The sequence below is a fragment of the Synechococcus sp. MU1611 genome (genome assembly GCF_020514255.1).
Classification (GTDB): Bacteria; Cyanobacteriota; Cyanobacteriia; order PCC-6307; family Cyanobiaceae; genus Parasynechococcus.
This window is the reverse complement of sequence record NZ_VTLC01000001.1, coordinates 654,350-674,062: the sequence shown is the minus strand read 5'-3', so window position 1 is coordinate 674,062 and position 19,713 is coordinate 654,350. Positions and strand designations below refer to the sequence as shown.

Annotated in this window: 16 protein-coding genes; 14 read left to right on the top strand and 2 right to left on the bottom strand. The window is 60.1% G+C overall.

What is annotated here, in order from left to right; genetic code table 11:
* Window positions 1–78: 78 nt before the first annotated feature.
* Genes tsf through FZZ92_RS03945 form a run of 4 tightly spaced genes read left to right on the top strand, consistent with a single transcriptional unit; the run spans window position 79 to window position 5,075 of the window.
* A complete protein-coding gene (tsf, locus tag FZZ92_RS03960) occupies window positions 79–738 on the top strand; it encodes a translation elongation factor Ts (RefSeq protein WP_166018271.1) in 660 nt (219 codons plus the stop codon).
* A gap of 5 nt (window positions 739–743) precedes the next feature.
* The gene (locus tag FZZ92_RS03955; protein ID WP_226397720.1) at window positions 744–1,865 is read left to right on the top strand and encodes a hypothetical protein; all 1,122 of its coding nucleotides are present in this window, start codon (window positions 744–746) and stop codon (window positions 1,863–1,865) included.
* A gap of 32 nt (window positions 1,866–1,897) precedes the next feature.
* A complete protein-coding gene (gene recG / locus FZZ92_RS03950) occupies window positions 1,898–4,351 on the top strand; it encodes an ATP-dependent DNA helicase RecG (RefSeq protein ID WP_226397774.1) in 2,454 nt (817 codons plus the stop codon).
* Between the two features lie 22 nt (window positions 4,352–4,373).
* A complete protein-coding gene (locus FZZ92_RS03945) occupies window positions 4,374–5,075 on the top strand; it encodes a M15 family metallopeptidase (RefSeq protein WP_226422629.1) in 702 nt (233 codons plus the stop codon).
* On the opposite strand, the gene FZZ92_RS03940 is transcribed toward FZZ92_RS03945, so the two are convergent.
* A complete protein-coding gene (locus tag FZZ92_RS03940; RefSeq protein WP_226397718.1) occupies window positions 5,039–6,781 on the bottom strand; it encodes an NADPH-dependent assimilatory sulfite reductase hemoprotein subunit in 1,743 nt (580 codons plus the stop codon). The genes FZZ92_RS03945 and FZZ92_RS03940 overlap by 37 nt on opposite strands.
* Before the next feature lie 88 nt (window positions 6,782–6,869).
* Here FZZ92_RS03940 and glyS point away from each other — a divergent pair, with 88 nt between their 5' ends.
* On the top strand, window positions 6,870–9,035 hold the full coding sequence (glyS, locus tag FZZ92_RS03935; RefSeq protein WP_226422628.1) for a glycine--tRNA ligase subunit beta: 2,166 nt from the start codon (window positions 6,870–6,872) through the stop codon (window positions 9,033–9,035).
* Between the two features lie 51 nt (window positions 9,036–9,086).
* Window positions 9,087–9,314 (top strand): hypothetical protein, encoded by a 228-nt coding sequence (locus tag FZZ92_RS03930; protein WP_226406951.1) that lies wholly within the window; start codon window positions 9,087–9,089, stop codon window positions 9,312–9,314.
* A 34-nt stretch (window positions 9,315–9,348) separates the two neighbouring features.
* On the opposite strand, the gene chlP is transcribed toward FZZ92_RS03930, so the two are convergent.
* Window positions 9,349–10,731, bottom strand: coding sequence for a geranylgeranyl reductase (chlP, locus tag FZZ92_RS03925; RefSeq protein ID WP_115023276.1), 1,383 nt, complete (start codon window positions 10,729–10,731; stop codon window positions 9,349–9,351).
* Between the two features lie 108 nt (window positions 10,732–10,839).
* On the opposite strand from chlP, the gene FZZ92_RS03920 reads away from it, so the two are divergent.
* The 8 genes from FZZ92_RS03920 to ccsB are packed head-to-tail and all read left to right on the top strand — an operon-like array spanning window position 10,840 to window position 19,674.
* Entirely contained in the window at window positions 10,840–11,592 is a 753-nt protein-coding gene (locus FZZ92_RS03920; protein WP_226422686.1) for a M15 family metallopeptidase, read from the top strand.
* On the top strand, window positions 11,589–14,120 hold the full coding sequence (locus tag FZZ92_RS03915) for a U32 family peptidase (RefSeq protein WP_226422627.1): 2,532 nt from the start codon (window positions 11,589–11,591) through the stop codon (window positions 14,118–14,120). The genes FZZ92_RS03920 and FZZ92_RS03915 overlap by 4 nt, the downstream gene beginning before the upstream one ends.
* Before the next feature lie 57 nt (window positions 14,121–14,177).
* The gene (typA, locus tag FZZ92_RS03910) at window positions 14,178–15,986 is read left to right on the top strand and encodes a translational GTPase TypA (RefSeq protein WP_115023272.1); all 1,809 of its coding nucleotides are present in this window, start codon (window positions 14,178–14,180) and stop codon (window positions 15,984–15,986) included.
* Entirely contained in the window at window positions 15,986–16,342 is a 357-nt protein-coding gene (locus FZZ92_RS03905; protein WP_226422626.1) for a DUF309 domain-containing protein, read from the top strand. The genes typA and FZZ92_RS03905 overlap by 1 nt, the downstream gene beginning before the upstream one ends.
* Window positions 16,343–16,393: 51 nt before the next feature.
* Window positions 16,394–16,831: an LptA/OstA family protein gene (locus FZZ92_RS03900; protein WP_226397773.1), complete on the top strand. Its 438-nt coding sequence runs from the start codon at window positions 16,394–16,396 to the stop codon at window positions 16,829–16,831.
* A complete protein-coding gene (lptB, locus tag FZZ92_RS03895; protein WP_226397772.1) occupies window positions 16,828–17,556 on the top strand; it encodes an LPS export ABC transporter ATP-binding protein in 729 nt (242 codons plus the stop codon). Before FZZ92_RS03900 ends, lptB begins: the two co-directional genes overlap by 4 nt.
* Window positions 17,557–17,585: 29 nt before the next feature.
* On the top strand, window positions 17,586–18,716 hold the full coding sequence (locus FZZ92_RS03890; protein ID WP_255614012.1) for an LptF/LptG family permease: 1,131 nt from the start codon (window positions 17,586–17,588) through the stop codon (window positions 18,714–18,716).
* A gap of 37 nt (window positions 18,717–18,753) precedes the next feature.
* Window positions 18,754–19,674: a c-type cytochrome biogenesis protein CcsB gene (gene ccsB, locus FZZ92_RS03885; protein WP_226422625.1), complete on the top strand. Its 921-nt coding sequence runs from the start codon at window positions 18,754–18,756 to the stop codon at window positions 19,672–19,674.
* Window positions 19,675–19,713: the final 39 nt, after the last annotated feature.

Genomic DNA, 19,713 nt, shown 5'->3' with positions numbered 1-19,713 from the left:
TCACTCTTTCCCTTCTCGACCTCGCCGTTCTCCGTCAACGGAGAACGGCGCATCCACCCTTTTCTTCCCTTCCGATCGATGGCTGCCGTATCCGCCAAGCTTGTCAAAGAACTCCGCGACAAGACCGGCGCGGGAATGATGGACTGCAAAAAGGCCCTGGCCGCAACGGATGGGGACACCAATAAAGCCGTTGAATGGCTTCGCCAGAAAGGCATCGCCAGCGCTGAAAAGAAATCAGGACGCACCGCTGCCGAGGGTGCGATCGGCAGTTACATCCACACCGGCGCCCGGGTGGGTGTGTTGATCGAAGTCAACTGCGAAACCGACTTCGTGGCTCGTGGCGACATGTTCCAGGAACTTCTTCGGGATGTGTCAATGCAAGTTGCGGCATGCCCCAACGTGGAATACGTCACCACCGACGAGATCCCCGACGAGATCCGTGAGCGCGAGAAGGCGATTGAGATGGGTCGAGACGACCTCGACGGAAAGCCTGAACAGATGAAGGAAAAGATCGTTGAAGGTCGGATTGGCAAGCGCCTCAAGGAACTCGCTCTGATGGAGCAACCCTTCATCAAAGACAGCTCAATCACCGTTGCTGATCTCGTCAAGCAGGCTGCCGGCAAGATCGGCGAGAACGTGAAGGTTCGTCGCTTCACCCGCTACACCCTTGGTGAGGGCATCGAGGTGGCGGAGAACGATTTCGCCGCTGAAGTGGCGTCCATGCAGAGCGCCGGCTGATTCCATTGTCCGACCCGGACGTCAGGCCTGCTTACGACCCGTCAGATCAGCTGGCGCGCCTTGAACGGTTGTGCCGGCTGCGGGCCATCGCCCTCTACCGGGAGCAGGCTCTCTATCTGCAGGTGCTGCGTGAGCTGCTTCCAGGAGCCACCCGTCAGGCTCTGTTTAATCTTCTCGGCGAGGTTGATCCTTCCCGATTTAGTCGGCTTCCAGACTCGACCCGCCAGAACTTCCATGCGTCGGTCAACAATCTGATTGAGCGCTGCAGCGTCCTGCTCACGGTGGAGCAGCTGATGCAGCTTGTTCAGCAGATGCAGCAAGAGCAGCGACGGCAGCAGGCCCATGCCAGCCGAACCATGCTTCAGAACCTCGGCCGTCAGCCGTTGAACAGAGACGCTGCGTCCGAGTCGCCATCGTCTTCTCCGCAGCAGGACGAACCCAGTGGCTCGATTCAGTTGAGCCTGGCGTCCCCCCTCGATTCCCCCCAGAGAGATCCAGGTTCAGGTCCCGTTGTTGAACCTCTCCCTGAACAACCAGACAGCCAACCTTCAGGGGATCTTGACGTGCTCCGCTCGCTGTTCGAGCTGGCCGGTGATGCGATGCAGCAGGCACAAATGCCCGTCGAGGCCAGTGGCGCATTTGATCAGTCTGTTGAAGGCGACGACCACTTCCTTCCCCGTGAGCCGGATGCGCTGTTGCATTGGATCCAGGCCATGGATCAGGCACTTGAGCGACGGCTTCGCAACCTGTCCCACGCTGTGAATGTGCAGATGCTGCGCTCAGGGCTGGCCCAGACGCTTCTGCCCATCAGCCTTCTCGATGCCGTCCTCAAGGGTCAGGTGGAAACACAGCCAACGGCCACAAATGTGTTGCGTTTGCGGCTGCCTCTGGCCGTCGGTGATCTCGACCAGGGCATGGATGTTCTTTGTGTGCTCCTGCGCAGCAACGATCTGGAGTTCGACAGCCCACGACTGCGTCAGTGCCGCAAGCGTTTGCGCACTCACCACCATGCTCTGCTCACAATGGTTCGGCAGCAACGCCACTGGCAGCGTCGCTCCCTCGATCGTGAGGCCCGTACCCATTGGCAGACCCCATCCGATTCAACGCAGCAGCTGAGCGGGGACTGACCGGCGAGCAACTGTCGCTGTTGTTGGCATGGATGCTTCCCATCCAGCGTTCGCTGGGGTTGGAGGCCGACCGAGGCTTTCGGAACTTGCAGGGTCGCCAGCAGCGTTTTCACGACTTTCTGCAGCAGCAGCTTGCAGCCCCGCCGGCACTGCCCTTCCCTCAGGCCGTAACCGATCGGATGACCAGGCTCAGCGCTGGTTTCGCCGAGTATCCGGAGTTGGCTGATCCTGCCCGCCGGCGTCTGGTTACCGATGCTCGCCAGTGGCTGTATGAGCTGCGCCATCGCCTGGAACCCTCGGCCCCCATGGCACCGCCAAGGCTGAAGGTTCAGTCGTCCTCCAAGGCTGGAGAGGGCGCTCAACGGCCTGCGTCACCGTTGCAGCTCGATAGTCCGATCACGCAAATCCGTGGTGTGGGTCCGAAATTCGCCGCACGGCTGGCATCGATCGGCCTGCTTCTGGTGCGCGACCTGCTGCGCTATTACCCCCGTGATCATGTCGACTACTCGGCGATGCGGCGTATTGAGGCGCTGGTGTCGGGGGAGACCGCCACGATTGTTGCCACGATCCGCCGCTGCAATGGATTTGTCAGCCCAAGGAACACCAATCTCGCCATCATTGAGCTCCAGCTCCAGGATCCGACAGGTCGCCTGAAGGTGAGTCGCTTCCTGGCTGGCAAACGCTTCAGTTCTCCGGCGTACCTCAAAGGTCAGCAGCGCCTTTACCCCGTTGGTGCCACCGTGGCCGTTAGTGGTCTGGTCAAGGACGGCCCCTACGGCATCACCTTCCAGGATCCGTTGATTGAGGTGTTGGACAGCCCCTCTTCTCCTGTGAAGTCCCCCAGCATCGGTCGTCTTCTGCCGGTGTACCCCCTCACCGAAGGGGTTGGTGCTGACCGTTTCCGCAGCTTGATTGATCAGGTCTTGCCCCTCGCGGCCACCTGGCCCGATCCCCTTCCTGCAGAGCTGCAACGGCGATTCGAGCTGGCGACATTGGCGGAAGCCTTGCAAGCGCTGCATGCGCCGAAGGATCGTGAAAGCCTCGATCGGGGCCGCCGCCGGCTGGTGTTCGATGAGTTTCTGCTCTTGCAGTTGGGCCTGTTACGACGACGTCAGCTGCTGCGCTCTCGGACGGGGCCTGATCTCGATCTTCAGACCAGTGCCGATGGGCTTGTGGGGGAGTTCGTGGACCTTCTTCCCTTCCGCTTCACCGCAGCCCAGCAACGCGTGTTTCAGGAAATTGAAGCCGATCTCGGTCGCACCGAACCCATGGCCCGACTGGTGCAGGGGGATGTCGGTTCGGGAAAGACGGTGGTCGCCATTGCGGCGTTGCTCAGCACCATCGCCTCTGGTTGGCAGGGGGCCCTGATGGCCCCCACGGAGGTGCTGGCCGAGCAGCATTACCGCAATCTCTGCCAGTGGTTGCCTCAGCTTCACGTCAGCGTCGCCTTGTTGACGGGATCCACACCACGACCACGCCGCCGTCAGCTGTTGGATGACTTGGCCAATGGTTCTCTGAAGGTTCTTGTGGGGACCCATGCCCTTCTTGAGGATCCGGTCGTTTTCAATCGCCTGGGGCTTGTGGTGGTTGATGAACAACACCGCTTCGGCGTTCACCAACGGGATCGTCTGCTCAATAAGGGGTTGCAGCCCCACTTGCTCACCATGACAGCGACGCCGATCCCACGTACCCTGGCGTTGTCGATGCATGGGGATCTGGATGTCAGCCAGATCGATGAATTACCTCCAGGTCGCACACCGATTCGCACTAGCATGCTCACGGCCGGTAAGCGCGAGAAGGCCTATGAGCTGATCCGTGAGGAGGTGCAGCTTGGCCAGAGGGCCTATGTGGTCCTGCCGCTGGTGGATGAGTCGGAGAAACTCGAGCTTCGTTCGGCTGTTGAAGTTCATGCCGAGTTGGCCTCGGAGGTTTTCCCTGACTTGGCTGTCGGCCTCCTGCATGGTCGTCTTTCCAGTGTCGATAAGCAGGCGGTGTTGAACGCGTTCGCCACCGGTAAAACCCAGGTGCTGGTGTCGACCACGGTGGTGGAGGTGGGCGTGGATGTACCTGAGGCCAGCGTGATGGTGATCGACCATGCCGAGCGCTTTGGACTGGCGCAGTTGCATCAATTGCGGGGTCGCGTCGGTCGGGGCGCCGCCGCCTCCCACTGCCTGCTGATCAACGGCAGTTCCAATCCCTTGGCACGCCAGCGTCTGGATGTGCTGGTGCGCTCCACCGACGGTTTTGAGATCGCTGAGATGGATCTGCGTCTGCGCGGTCCTGGACAGGTGTTGGGGACCCGTCAGTCGGGCCTGCCCGATCTGGCCTTGGCCAGCCTTGCCGATGATGGTGCTGTTCTGGAGGATGCACGAACGGCGGCTCAGGAGCTGCTGAAACACGATCCAGACCTTGAACAGCTCCCGCTGCTGCGCAAGACCCTGGATGAGCAGCAGCGTCGCCTCAGCGGCGGCACCCCCCTGAACTGACCCATCCCCTCTCAACGATTCGATGCGCCCCTGGAGCCCTATCCCGATCGAGGAGTGCGGTGAGCCGCTGCAAGACCTCCCTCGGGAGTTCTTGCGGATGGAACCCCATCCCTACATGGCGCTCGGTGCACCCTATGGGGCCTCAGGGAATCCCTTCCAATTGCGCCAAGGGGTGGTTCAGCGTCTGCTGAAGGCGCAGCAGCGTCTGAGCGCTCACGACCCCAGCCTTCGCCTGAGCATTTTCGATGCGTGGCGCCCGATCGCAGTGCAGGCCTTCATGGTGGAGCACAGCATTGCCGACCTCTGCCGCGAACGCGGGGTTGAACTGATGTCGGGGGACGCCTTCGACCGGGTGGTTGCCGATGTGGGGCGGTTCTGGGCCGCCCCCAGCCGCGATCCAGCCACACCGCCACCCCACAGCACCGGTGCCGCTGTTGATCTCACCCTCAGTAGCCGTGAGGGAATCCCGCTGGAGATGGGTGGAGAGATCGATGCCATTGGTGCGATTTCAGAGCCCGAGCATTACGCCGGAGAGGAGGAACCCGATGCCCGCTGCTGGCATCAACGTCGGCAGCTTCTGGCCGATGTCATGGATGCTTCCGGCTTCGCCCAGCACCCGAACGAGTGGTGGCACTACTCGTTCGGTGATCAGCTCTGGGCCTGGCGCAAGGGTGCTGCTGTAGCGGTCTATGCCGAGGCCGCTAACAGTGCGCTCACCTCCTGATCCCCCAGCTTTTCGATGTGATCCCCGAAGCTGCGTCGACCACCGGCGGCCTTCCAGCTCAGCAGCAACGGTTCGAGGGTCTTTTCAAGGTCGTCGAGGGGTAGTTTCTCCATGTAGGGACGCGCCAAACGTTGGAGGTTGGGGGTCCCACCGAGCCATAGCTGGTACTGGTTGACTCCGTTGCCCACCAATCCCAGCTCCGCCATGTAAGGCCGAGCACAGCCATTGGGGCAGCCGGTCATGCGCACGAGGAGCGACTTCTCGATCTCGAGTCGCCGCAGCTGGGCATCCAGGCGATCAAGAACATCTGGAAGGATGCGCTCCGATTCGGTGATCGCCAGGCCGCAGGTGGGGAGTGCTGGGCAGGCGATGGCATGTCTGGCGAGGCGGGCTGGTGCTTCAGGCACCTCAAAGCCCATCGCCTCAAGCTGCGTGCGAATGCTGGCGCGCTGGGAGGTACCGATGTTGCAAAGGAGCAGGTCTTGATTGGCTGTGAGACGAATCTCCAGCTGGTAGGTCTCGACGAGTTGCCGCAGTCCCGCTTTCAGATCACCGTTCAGGCGACCGCATAGCAGGGGCAGCCCCACGAACCACATCCCTGCCTTCTGCCGATGCCAGCCGAGGTAGTCGAGCAGTTTGGCCTTTGGCTCATTGCGCAGACCTTTGAGTGCTCCCTTGAAGTAGGTAGCGCAAAGGGTTTCGCGGAACCATTCAATGCCCTTGTCATGAATCAGGTACTTCATGCGGGCGTGCTTACGCACTTCCCGGTCACCATGGTCCCGTTGCAACGCCAGGATCGCCTGAACCACATCGAGAACGTCAGCGGCTTCGACGTAGCCAAGGGGGTCTGCGGTGCGGGCGAAGGTCTCCTCCTTGTTGTGGGTGCGACCCATACCACCGCCGACATAGACGTTGCAGCCCCGAAGCTCGCCTGAAGGATCGGTAAAGGCCACCAGACCGATGTCCTGGGTGAGCAGATCCACGGAGTTGTCCCCCGGCACGGTGACGGCCACCTTGAACTTCCGGGGGAGATAGGTGTCCCCGTACAGAGGCTCCTCAGAGCTGCCTGAAAACACACCGTCTTCGCTCTGGCGCTTCCTGGCCTTCCGAACGGCGCGGCTGGGCTTGAAGCGATAACTCAGGTCACCATCCACCCAGAGATCGAGATAAGCACCCTCAGCAGCCTCAGGGCTGAGTAGATCCGCAATCTCATCTGCCAGGCGGCGCGCAACGGGATACCCGCCCTTCTCAAAGGGAGCCGGAGGCGCCATCACATTGCGGTTGATATCTCCGCAGGCCGCCAAGGTCGAGCCCAAGTTGCGAACGATGGTGCCGATCACCTCTTTCAGATCAGCCTTGGGGATGCCATGCATCTGGAAGGCCTGGCGGGTGGTTGCCCGCAGGGTTCCATCACCCAGACGATTGGAGAGTTCATCCAGGGCCAGAAAGAGCCTGGCGGGGATGCGTCCCCCTGGGCTGCGCAGCCGCAGCATCATCTGCCAGCTGCGGACCTTGTCGGTTTTGCGCAGTTCGCGGTGATGCTGCTGGTAGCTGCCGTGGAACTTCAGCAGTTGAACGGCATCTTCTGTGAAGCGAACCTCATCGTTGCTGAGCTCGCTCAGCAGTGGGTCGCGCAGATGGTCACTGTCCAGCTTGCGCTGCTCCGCCTTAGACAGGGATTGAGATCCGGTTTCCGCCACTGTCAAGGAGCTTTCCCCCACCCCGAAAAGGACTTCTTGATTTGAACGTAGCGAAACGGCTTCCAATACAGTCGCCTCCGGCTCTGACCTTGGCGTGACGGCAACCTTTCTTCTGGAAATCGGCACCGAGGAGCTTCCCGCTGATTTCGTCAAGCAAGCGCTGACCCAGCTTGAGCAGCGGGTCAGTCGCGACTTGCGTGAGGCAAGGCTTGGGCACGGGGCTGTGTCGGTGTTCGGCACCCCCCGGCGTCTGGTGGTCTCCGTCGCCGATCTGGAAGACGGACAACCTGATCTTCAGGAAGACCGCAAAGGTCCCCCCGTTGCTCAAGCCTTCAAGGACGGCATTCCCGGTCCTGCGGCGATCGGTTTCGCCAAGCGTTGCGGTGTCGATCCCTCAGCGCTGGAACAGCGAGAGACGCCAAAGGGCCCCTGCGTCTTTGCAACGGTATTGACCCCTGGTCAAGCCAGTGCTGATCTCCTTCAGGCTCTGATCCCCCAATGGATCGATGCCCTCCAGGGGCGGCGGTTCATGCGCTGGGGAACGGGAGCCCAGCGCTTCAGTCGCCCCATCCGCTGGTTGCTCGCCCTTCAGGGCTCCAACGTCATTCCTGTGGTGCTGGATGGTGCTGATCCTGAGGTCCGCAGCGATCGCTTCAGCCGTGCCCACCGGCTTCATGGTGACGAGCCGCTCTCCATCGCATCGGCGGATGCGTTCGCTGAGACCCTCGACGCTGCAGGTGTTGTTGTTGACCGCACGGAGCGAGCTAAACGGATCCGTACCAGTCTTGATCAGTCGGCTGAGGCCGCCAACGGAACTCCTGACTGTCCAGAGTCCCTGTTCGAGGAACTCGTCGACCTTGTCGAGGATCCAAGGGTCCTCGAGGGAACCATCGCTGAGCGTTTCCTGCAGCTCCCCCCCGAAGTGATCAGCACGGTGATGCAGGCCCATCAGCGTTATGTGCCGCTGCAAGTGCCTGACCTTCAATCCGATCCGCTGCGACTGACCGCTGATGCGGTGCTTCGTCCTCAGTTCCTGCTGGTGGGCAACGGCTTGGCTCCGGCAGCCTCCCTGATTGTCCGCGGCAATGAGCGCGTTCTCGGAGCGCGTCTTGCGGATGCCGAATTCTTTCTTGATGTCGACCGACGTCAATCCAGCGCATCTCGGCGTGAAGCCCTTGATCGAGTCACCTTCGCTGAAGGGCTGGGCAGTCTTCTCGACCGCTCCGAGCGGATCGAGCGGCTCACTGGCTTGCTGTTGAAGCAACTCGGTCTCAATCAAGCCGTTACGGATGCGGCCCTGCGAGCAGCTCATTTCTGCAAGAACGACCTGGTGAGTCAGATGGTGGGCGAGTTCCCGGAACTCCAGGGCCTGATGGGTGGTAAGTACCTCCTGGAGGAAGGAGAGCCCCGCGAGGTCGCCCTTGCTGTGGTGGAGCACTATCTGCCCCGAGGTGCCGGTGATGACCTACCAGCAACGCCTGCGGGGGCTGTGGTGGCCGTGGCGGAACGGCTGGAGCTGCTGCTCAGCATCTTTGCCAAAGGCGAGCGCCCGACGGGATCCTCAGATCCGTATGCCCTGCGCCGTGCTGGCAACGGTGTATTGCAGATTCTCTGGGGGATGGGTTGGCGGCTGGACCTCATGGCCTTTTTGACCAATGCCGTGGCCGAGTGGGCTGCCCTGTTCCCGGCCTTTGCGGTCGACTCCAGTCAGCTGCACAACGATCTTTGCCAGCTCATGCGTCAGAGAATCGTCTCCCAGCTGGAAGACGACGGCTTTGCTCCTGATCTGGTGCAGGCTGTTGCTGGAGACGCCGTTTCCAACCAGCGTTTGCTCAGTGATCCTCTCGACGTGAAACAGCGGCTTCAGCTGTTGCGTGCTCTCCGGGATAGCGGCCAGCTGGATGCCGTGCAAGCGGTTGTTCAACGGGCCGCCAAGCTGGCCGAGAAGGGCGAATTGGCACGGGATCAGCTTGTTGCTGGCGATGTGGTTCAGGCTGAACGCTTCGAGTCGGCCAGTGAGCAGGATCTGTTCGCCGCACTGGAGCAGCTGCAACCTTTGGCTCAGCAGCGGTCGTATCAAGCTCTAGCCGATGCGCTGGTGGCCGCAACCCCGATTCTTCAGGCCTTCTTCGACGGTGATACCAGTGTGATGGTGATGGTCGAAGACCCCGACTTGCGGCTCAACCGCCTCAACCTGCTGGCCGTTCTGCGCAATCAGGCTTCTGTGTTGGCTGAATTTGAATCGATTCAATCCAAATGAATGGCAGCTCCGGCCCCAGTGGCTAATCAGGAGCCAGTCCATTCCTTTGGAATGCCTGAACAAGAGACCAACACCACCCAGCAGCAGCCTGTCGTGATCCGCCAAGGAGGTAACGGCCTTGGAACTGTGATCGCGGCCATCATCGTGGCGGCAGCAGCCATCTACGCAGTCAACGTCTGGTCGACGACCAAGAAAGAAACATCCCCCGCCAAAAACATTGAGCAGGGGATTGAACGGATCAAAGATGCTGCTGGCAAAGCGATGGAGTCGCGCAACTAACCAGCAACTTCAGGGTTGTTTGGGGCCGGCCTCCTCAGGAGACGCCGGCCTTTTCTTTCGACTCCGTTTCCTTGGAGTTGGATCCTTTCGACTCAGTGGCCTGAGCCTTGATCTGCTGTGAAGCTTCCTCGGCAAGAAAATCGCCGTCTGAACGACCAACTGCTGAGGGAACAGGGTTGTACTTCGACGGAGCCAGGGCCTCGCCCCGGATCAAGCTGCCGACAGTGCGAAGGGTGAGCTTGATCTGCTGCCAGGGATTCATCATCACCACCCGCTTGTACAAATAGCTGTCGAAGGTCAGCTTCTGTACGTCCTTGTCGTCGCACATCTCGACGAAGGCCTCCCTGGCGGCGTCGTTGCGGTAGAAAATGCGCTGAAGGATGTCGAGAACCGCATAGGTGGCGCCGTACTTCCGGTCCCAGCGCTTGATGTAGGTCGACTTGATTTGTTTTTCCGTTGGGATGGAAGCACCGCTGTTGGAGATTTCCACGATCGCTTCAGCGCACATCCGGCCGCTCTTGGCAGCGAAATAAATCCCTTCTCCTGAACTCTTGGTGACGTAACCAGCTGCATCGCCAACTAGCGCCATTCGGCCTACAACCCGTCGCGGACGAGGGTGCTCAGGGATGGGATGGGCTTCCACCTTGATCACTTCGCCCTGGAACAGGCGCTTGTTGGCCCGTTCACGGATGCCCTTCTGCAGACCCTTGATCAGGCTCTGGTTTTGTTGCATGGTTCCGGTTCCCACAGCAACGTGGTCGTACTTGGGGAACACCCAGGCATAGAAATCAGGTGATACATCGGTGCCGACGTACATCTCCGCGAGATCCTCGTAGTAGGTCATCTCCTCGGCCGGAAGCTTGATCCGCTCCTGGAAGGCAATGGCCACGTTGTAATCACCGGCATCCATGGCTTTCGCCACCCGTGAGTTGGCGCCATCAGCACCGATGATTAGATCGACACCGAGGGTTTTCTGCTCTCCAGTGGGGCCGCCGCCGCTGTAGTCGGCGTAATGAATGGTGTATGGCCCCTGACGGTCGGTACCGGTGTCGATCTTCTGCACCAGACCATTGATCAGGGTCGTTCCTAGATCAGCGGCTCTGTTGCGGAGGAAGGCGTCGAAGACTTCCCGACGGCACATGCCGATGTAGGCGTTGTCGTCGTAGCCGAGGGGATCAAGTTTGATGTCCACTTCCCTGTTGGAAGGGGAAATCATCTTCATGTTGCGCACTTTGCGGTCGATGATCTCGTCCGGAAGCTCGAACTCCTCAACCATGCAGAGAGGAATGGCACCTCCACAGGGTTTGGCGTTATCGAGTTTGCGCTCAAACAGCCAGGTCTGAATTCCTGCCTTGGCCAAAATCTCTGCAGCACAGGAGCCGCTGGGGCCACCGCCGATCACCGCAACTCGCAACATCTCAGCCCGTCTCCGCTGGATTGTTTTTTGAAGCTATCACTGTCACAACGACCTTTGTGGGTCGAACTGGCCAGTGCCTTTACGATCGAAACAACACGCATCAGCGCTTTGGTTCGGGCCTCCTCTGCGCGACGCACCGAGCGGGAGGATATTCCGGTCGCCCGTCGGACACGACCGCCGAGTCAACGAAAGGGAAATGGCGCTGCTGGTCTGCTTTTCGGACTTGTACTTGTCTGCGCTGGAACCCTGGTAGCGGTGCTGGTCGCTCCCACCCTGTTGTCTCGACGGCAACCCACGCAGACCCTCGAGATTTCAGGCTTTCGTGAACGTCCCGATGCGGATGGACGCCTGTTGGGGCACTTCCCATATCGCGAAGCGCAAGCGGATCAACTCATCGTGTTTCAACCGGGGATTGAACTGAATTTGGAGGCAGCCGATGCCCTCGACACGATGATGCGTTCCGCTGCGGCCGACGGTGTCGATCTCCGCTTGCTCAGCGGGTTTCGCTCGTTGGCCCTGCAGGAGTCCATTTTTTTTGATGTGGCCTCGGAACGTAATCAGACTGCAGAGGAACGTGCCCAGGTATCGGCTCCACCGGGCTACTCCGAGCACAGCACTGGTTATGCCGTTGATCTCGGTGATGGCCGGGTTCCTGAAACCAACCTCTCCCAGAGCTTTCAAGACACCAACGCTTTTCGCTGGCTGCAGGACCATGCCGCTCGATATCACTTTGTTCTGTCCTTCCCTCAGGGAAATCAGCAGGGTGTGATGTACGAACCCTGGCATTGGCGCTATGAGGGCAATGCGGATGCATTGCGTCTCTTTGAGGTGGCCCGTCGCTTCTCCAGGCGCGATCCTTGACCCTCCCTGAGCTGCTGTCTCCTGCTGGCGACTGGGCTGCGATGCAGGCCGCCGTCGCCTCCGGCGCTGATGCGGTGTACTTCGGTGTTGATGCCTTCAATGCTCGGCAGCGAGCGGAAAATTTCAGACTTGATGACCTCCCTGAGCTGATGCAATGGCTGCATCAGCGCGATGTGAAGGGCTTCCTCACCTTCAACGTGCTGGTGTTCAGTGATGAACTCGCGGCAGCGGCACAGTTGCTGATTGCTGCCGACGAGGCGGCTGTTGATGCGGTGATCGTCCAGGACGTTGGGCTCTGTCGGTTGGCTCAGCTCCTGGTGCCGAATCTCTGCGTGCATGGCTCCACCCAAATGTCGATTACGAGCTCAGCGGGGATTGCCCAGGCTGCAGCGCTTGGTTGTCAGCGGGTTGTGCTGGCCCGTGAACTTGCCCTTCGTGATCTCGAGCGCCTGCAGGAGCAACTAGCCCAGCGGAACCTCGTGATGCCGTTGGAGGTTTTCGTGCATGGCGCCCTTTGCGTCGCCTATTCCGGGCAGTGTCTGACGAGTGAATCCCTCGGCCAGCGCAGTGCTAACCGAGGCGAATGTGCTCAGGCTTGCCGTCTTCCCTACGAAATGGTGGTGGATGGTGAGCCCCGCACTCTCGAAGATCAGCGCTATCTGCTGTCACCCCAGGATCTTGCTGCCTGGGAGCTCCTGCCGGAGTTGCAGCGGATCGGCGTGGCCAGTCTGAAGATCGAGGGGCGGTTAAAGGATGCGGCCTATGTGGCTGCCGTAACCGATGCCTATCGGCAACGCTTGGATCAGATCCCCGTCTCGGCTCCGCAGGTTCAACGCCAGCTGGAGCTGGCGTTTTCCAGGGGGCTCTCCACCGGTTGGCTGGAGGGGGTGAACCACCGTCGCCTTGTACATGGCCGCTGGAGCAAAAAGCGTGGTCCGCTGCTGGGGCAGCTGCTTCGGGTTGAGCGGGGCGGTTGGTTGCACCTTCGCAGTCGAGAGCAGTTGCATCCTGGTCAGGGGATCGTGTTGGAACAACATTCGTCTGATCCCTTGCAACCACCACGGGAAATCGGTGGCCGGATCATGGTGTGTGAGCGGATGGGCGCCGAACGCTGGAAGCTGCGGCTGGGTCCGGATCGTGCGGATCTCTCTGGCTTGAGCCCTGGAGCGTCGGTGTGGCTCACCAGCGACCCCGACTGGCAGTCCCGTTGGCAGCGTGCTGCGCGCCGAACGGTGGAGGCTCGGTCCCGGGATCTGGCACTGCGGGTGTCCGGTCGGCTGGATGCACCGCTCGAACTGCAATTGCTGGCCCCGCAGGGCTTGGATCTCAAGCTCAGCAGCATGATGCCGCTGCAGCAAGCCTCCCAGCGCCCCCTCGATCGTGAACGGCTCCAGGAGCAACTGGGACGGCTGGGGGGGACGGGCTGGTCGCTTCAGTCTTTGGAAATCCAGCTGCAGGGAGATCTTTTCCTGCCTGTGGCTGAGCTGAACCGCATGCGCAGGGCTTTGCTTGAGCTTTTGGAGGCCTCGCTGGACGACACAACAGGCTCAGCTTCTATCCCGGCTGCTTTCGAACGGGCGGATGCCAAGCAGCTGCTGGCCAGCATGTGTCCCCAATCTCTCGCCCCGCAGAGCGAGACGGCGCCGGGTCTGGTTGTTCTGGTGCGCAGTCTTGAGCAGTTGCAGACACTGGTGAATCTCTCCGACGAGGGCCTGCCGGTCCAGTCGGTGGTTGCGGACCTTGAGCAGCCCCGAGAGCTACGGGAAGCGGTGGCAATGGGGCGAGGCTGCTGGCCGGATGGACTTTGGCTGGCCGGGGCACGGATCACACGACCCGACGAACGCTGGAGCCTTGAGCCACTCATTCGCGCTCGCCCTGACGGTTTTCTCGTGCGCAATGCCGATCAGCTGGAGGTGTTGACCCCTTTGGCCCCCTGCATCGGCGACTTTTCCCTCAACACTGCCAATCCTCTGAGTTTTCACTGGTATCGCGACCATTGGAAGCTGCAGCGCATTACCGCGAGTTACGACCTCAACCTTCAGCAGTTGCTGGATTTGGCGGCTGCTGTTGATCCAGCTTTGCTGGAGGTCACCCTGCATCAGCACATGCCTCTGTTCCACATGGAGCATTGCCTGTTCTGTGCCTTTTTGTCCGACGGAAAAGACCACACCGACTGCGGTCGTCCCTGCGAGAAGCACCACGTAACGCTGAGGGATCGCAGTGGCGTTGACCATCCCCTGCGTGCCGATTTGGGCTGTCGCAACACGCTCTTCAATGGGACTGCGCAATCCGGGGTGGAAGCGCTTCCGTCGCTGCTGCGGGCAGGCGTGCGCAGGATTCGGCTTGAACTCCTCGATGAGGATGCTGCCGCCACACGCCGTCGGATCAGCCTCTATGCCGAGGCTATGGCGGGTCGAATGGCCACCCAGGACGTGTGGTCTCAGGAGCGGATCCACCACCAGCTCGGGGTCACCCGCGGCAGTCTGCGGATCAGGGGTCCTGAGCGCACCAGTCGATTCTCACGTTGAGATAACCTGTCGCACTGCGCCTTTGGCGTTCTTCACAAATTCTTACGGTCAGCCCGCATGAGCGCCAACAACAAGGCGATCCGCAACATCGCGATCATCGCCCACGTTGACCACGGCAAGACGACTCTGGTCGACTCGCTGTTGGCGCAGTCAGGGATTTTCCGCGACAACGAAGCGGTGCCCACCTGTGTATTGGACTCCAACGATCTGGAGCGTGAACGGGGCATCACGATCCTGTCGAAGAACACTGCGGTCACTTACAACGACACGCGGATCAACATCGTTGACACCCCGGGGCACGCCGACTTCGGTGGCGAAGTGGAGCGCGTGCTGGGCATGGTGGACGGCTGTCTGCTGATCGTGGACGCCAATGAAGGGCCGATGCCCCAGACCCGCTTCGTGCTGAAGAAGGCCCTTGAGCAAGGGCTCCGTCCGATCGTGTTCGTCAACAAGATCGACCGTGCCCGTGTTGATCCCGAGACTGCCGTCGACAAGGTTCTCGATTTATTCATCGAACTGGGGGCCGACGACGATCAGTGTGATTTCCCCTATCTGTTCGGCAGTGGTCTCGGAGGCTTCGCCAAGCCCGACATGAAGACCGACAGCGACAACATGCGTCCGCTGTTCGATGCCATCCTTCGCCACGTTCCGCCGCCGGTTGGTGACCCCGAGAAGCCCCTCCAGCTTCAAATCACCACCCTTGATTATTCCGACTTCCTCGGCCGGATCATCATTGGTCGCGTTCACAACGGAAAAATCAAACAGGGCCAGAATGCTGCTCTGATTAAAGACGACGGCTCCGTTAAGAAGGGTCGCATCAGCAAGCTGCTGGGCTTCGAAGGCCTTCAACGCATCGAGATCGAAGAGGCGTTCGCCGGAGACCTGGTGGCCGTGGCTGGTTTTGACGACGTCAATATCGGCGAAACGATCGCCTGCCCGGATGAACCCACGGCCCTGCCGCTGATCAAGGTGGATGAGCCCACCTTGCAGATGACCTTCGTCGTCAACGATTCCCCGTTTGCAGGTAAGGAAGGCAAGTTCGTCACCAGCCGTCAGGTGCGTGACCGCTTGCAGCGTGAGTTGCTCACCAATGTGGCCCTGCGTGTCGAAGACACCGATTCACCGGACCGCTTCTCGGTGAGTGGTCGCGGCGAGCTGCACCTCGGCATCCTGATCGAGACCATGCGTCGTGAGGGCTATGAGTTCCAGGTGTCTCAGCCTCAGGTGATTTACCGCACCATCGATGGCACCCCATGCGAGCCCGTTGAAACCCTGGTGATGGATGTTCCTGAACCAGCGGTTGGAAGCTGCATCGAAAAACTGGGCACCCGCAAGGGCGAAATGCAGAACATGGAAACCAGTGCTGACGGCCGCACTCAGCTGGAATTCATCGTTCCATCCCGCGGTCTGATTGGTTTCCGCGGTGAATTCATCCGGGCCACCCGCGGCGAAGGAATCATGAGCCATTCCTTCTATGAATACCGCCCGATGATGGGTGACTTCGACACCCGTCGGAACGGTGTTTTGATCGCCTTCGAAGAAGGAACGGCAACCTTCTATGCGCTGAAGAATGCCGAGGATCGTGGCCAGTTCTTCATCAGCCCGGGAACCAAGGTCTACAAAGGGATGATCATCGGTGAATACAACCGACCCCAGGATCTTGAGATCAACGTCTGCAAGACCAAGCAGCTCACCAACATGCGCTCCGCCGGTGCGGAGGAACTGGACACGCTGCAAGCGCCGGTTCAGATGACCCTGGAACGGGCTCTGGAATACATCGGCCCCGATGAGATGCTCGAAGTGACGCCGGAGTCGATTCGTCTGCGCAAGCTTCCTGGCAAGAAGCCGGCGAAGGCCAAGCGCTGATGCCCCACGCGGATCCCCGCTTTCATCAGGCCCTGGAGCTCTTCAACGCAGGTGAGTGGTACGCCGCCCACGATGTGTTTGAGGAGCTGTGGCATGAAACGGCTGATCCAGAGCGGCGCAGTCTGCAGGGAATCCTGCAGGTTGCTGTCGCGCAGTTGCATCTGCAACGGGGCAACCGGCGAGGTGCAACGATCCTCTACGGCGAAGCGCTTGGACGGCTGAAACGTCCAGGTACACCGGATCTGGGTCTTGATCTTGAGGCGTTGTGCGGTGCGGCGCAGCAACGTCTTGAAGCACTTCAGCTGGATGGGGATCCCGAGTCATGCACTGTCCCTGTTTTGCGGTTGCAGAGCTGAAGCGCCGGTAACCTCAACCAACTGTGGATTGATTGCGTGGCAGCCAAGGCGATGCTCCGTACCGGGGGCCTTCTTCTCTTTCTGCCTCTTCTGGCTGCACTTTGCCCTCTGTTCCCTGCGCAGTCCCAGCAAGCTGCTGAAGCCGGTGTGATCACGATCGAATCCGACCTGCAATCGGCAGACAACAGCACGGGTGTGATCACTGCCAGTGGCAACGTTCGCTTGGTTCATGCCGACCGGGGCCTGGTGGCCACAAGCCGTCAGGCGCAGTACTTCACTGAAGAAGATCGGATTGTGCTGAGTGGTGATGTCGACGTGATCCAGACCGACGGCAATCTTCTCCGTGCCGATCGGTTCACCTACCTGTTGGAGGAAGGAAGGGCGATTGCCAATCCCCTTCCTGGCCAGCAGGTGTTCAGTCAATGGACACTTCAGCCCAGCCAGCCTGTGCTGGACGGCGCTCCCGCGACCACACCGGTGGCGCCATGACCCTGGAACTGTCAAACGTCTCCATCACATTGGGGGGGCGTCAGCTGGTGAAGGATCTGGATCTGGCTCTGTCTCCTGGCGAGGTGGTCGGGTTGCTCGGCCCCAACGGAGCCGGAAAAACCACCACCTTCAACCTGGTGATTGGTCTGCTCTGCCCTGATCAGGGTGAGGTGGTTATTGATGGTCGGCGTGTCACAGACCTTCCCATGCCGCAACGGGCCCGTCTCGGTGTGGGCTATCTGCCCCAGGAAGCCAGTGTCTTTCGCAATCTCACCGTGCGCGAAAATCTGGATATTGCCCTTGAGCAGACCGATCTCAGCCCTGAACGACGGCGGGACCGGCGCCAGCAGCTGATTGAAGACTTCCATCTCACGGCGTTCATGAACCGCCGTGGCTTCCAACTCTCCGGAGGGGAACGTCGTCGATGTGAGGTTGCCCGAGCGCTGGCCTCCGGTGTCAATGGACCGCTTTATCTCCTCCTGGATGAACCCTTCGCTGGTGTCGATCCTCTGGCTGTCGCCGACCTTCAACTGCTGATTGAGGGATTGCGGTCACGGGGCATGGGCATCCTGATCACCGATCACAACGTGCGCGAAACGCTGGCCACCACCGATCGTGCCTACATCCTTAACGATGGAGCGGTGTTGGCTGCAGGACGCTCCGATGAGGTCGCAGCCGATCCCCAGGTGCGGCGTTACTACCTCGGGGAGGGATTCCAGCTGTGATTTTGGAACGTTTTAAACGGGCCACCTGGATGCGGCTGGCTCTTCTTGACCGCTGGTTGCTCCAGGAACTCCTGGGCCCTCTGCTGTTCTTTATCGCGCTGTTCACCCTTCTGCTGCTTACCGGCGGGGTGATGTTTGAGCTGGTGCGGCAGATGGTCGATAAGAACCTGCCGATCACGATCGCGGTGCAGGTTCTGCTGTTCAGCATCCCGCGTTGGCTGGCCTTCTCCGTTCCGATCGGAACCCTGATGGCATCGCTGTTTGTATTCACCCGCCTTTCGGCGAACAGTGAACTCACCGCCCTGCGCAGCCTCGGTGTCACCACGGTGCGGATGATCAGTGCGGCCCTCGTTCTTTCGATGGTGATGACCCTGTTCACCTTCGTTCTCAACGACGTGGTGGTTCCCCGAAGCCAACGCTATGCAGAGGTCACCTTGAAGCGGGCCTTGGGGCGCTCACTCGCTAGTGAGACAGGTCGCGACATCATTTATCCACGTTTCGGCAGCCGCATCGATTCCCAGGGTGAGGAAGACGGCAAGGGCCTGAACCAACTGTTTTATTCCCGCAAGTTTCAGGACGGCGAAATGGTGGATGTGACGGTTCTGGATTTCTCTCGATCTGGTTTCACCCAGATGTTGCGTGCGGACAGAGCTATCTGGAATGAGGATCAGGCCAGCTGGGATTTCCTCGATGGGCAGATTCTGACCTTGGCGGCCAATGGCAGTTCGACCAAGGCCGATTTTGATCGTTATGTCTATCCCCTTGGCTCCGGACCCGTACGTCTGGCTGGGATTGAGCAAGATGCCGTCAACATGACCGTGGGCGAAGCCTTGCAGGCTCAGAGGGTGTATGAGGAGGCCGGAAGCATCAAAGAAGCTCGCAAGATCAGTGTTCGGATCCAGGAGAAGTTCACGGTTCCAATGGCTTGTTTGGTGTTCGGCCTGTTTGGAGCCACCCTCGGTGCTCAGCCCAGTTACCGCAGCAGCCGCAGCTTTTCGTTCGTGCTCACGCTTGGGATCATCGCCGTTTATTACGTGATCGGCTTCAGCTTCAGTTCGCTTGGAGTGAAGGGCACCCTTCCCCCCCTCCTGGCGGCATGGCTTCCTGTGGTTTTGTTTCTGGGTGCGGGTGGTCTGATGCTGAAACAGGCCAGTCGTTGATCTGCCGAGTCAGAATGGCATTTCTTCGTGAAATGGTGTGCTGAACACGCCTTTTGAGCTGGTGACCAGCCTTGGTTTTGCCGGCTTTGTATTGCTGCTGGTGGCCATGCCTTTGGCTTTCTGGGCCGTGTCGAGCCAGTCTCGTGCCGGCCTGGTGCGCCTGCTGGTTGCCATGGCCAACCTTCTGTTCACGGCCCAGTTGATTCTGCGCTGGTGGCAATCCGGGCACTTCCCAATCAGCAACCTCTACGAATCGCTCTGCTTTCTGGCCTGGGCTTGCACACTCACCCAGCTGCTGGTGGAACGGGCCTGGCCTTCACCGATCGTTGCGGCAGCGGCCACACCGATGGGGCTTGGCTGCATTGCCTTTGCCAGTTTTGCTTTACCGGATCAATTGCAGTCAGCGGCACCTCTGGTGCCTGCCCTGCGCTCGAGCTGGCTGGTGATGCATGTGAGCGTGATCATGGTGAGTTACGCCGCCTTGCTAGTGGGATCGCTTCTATCCCTTGCGGTGCTGATCACGGATCGCGACCAGGCTTTGGAGCTGCGCAGCAGTTCGATCGGCAGTGGTGGCTTTCGGCAGGCGGCCTCGATAGGGAATGGTGGCTCTGTTCAGCTGCAATCTGTTCAGCTGAGCACCAATGAGCAACTCGACAGTCTCAGCTACCGCACCATCACGGTTGGCTTTCTGATGCTCACCGTGGGCATTGTCAGTGGCGCGGTTTGGGCGAACGAAGCCTGGGGAAGTTACTGGAGCTGGGATCCGAAGGAGACCTGGGCCTTGATCTGCTGGTTGGTCTATGCGGCTTATCTGCACACGCGTCTGAGCCGCGGCTGGCAGGGCCGGCGTCCTGCTTTTGTGGCTGTGGTGGGACTGGTGGTGATTGCTGTTTGCTACATCGGCGTCAATCTTCTAGGCATTGGTTTGCATAGTTATGGCTGGTTCTTTGGCGCGTAGTCATGCCAATGATGGTGTTTGACATGGATTGTTTTTTCC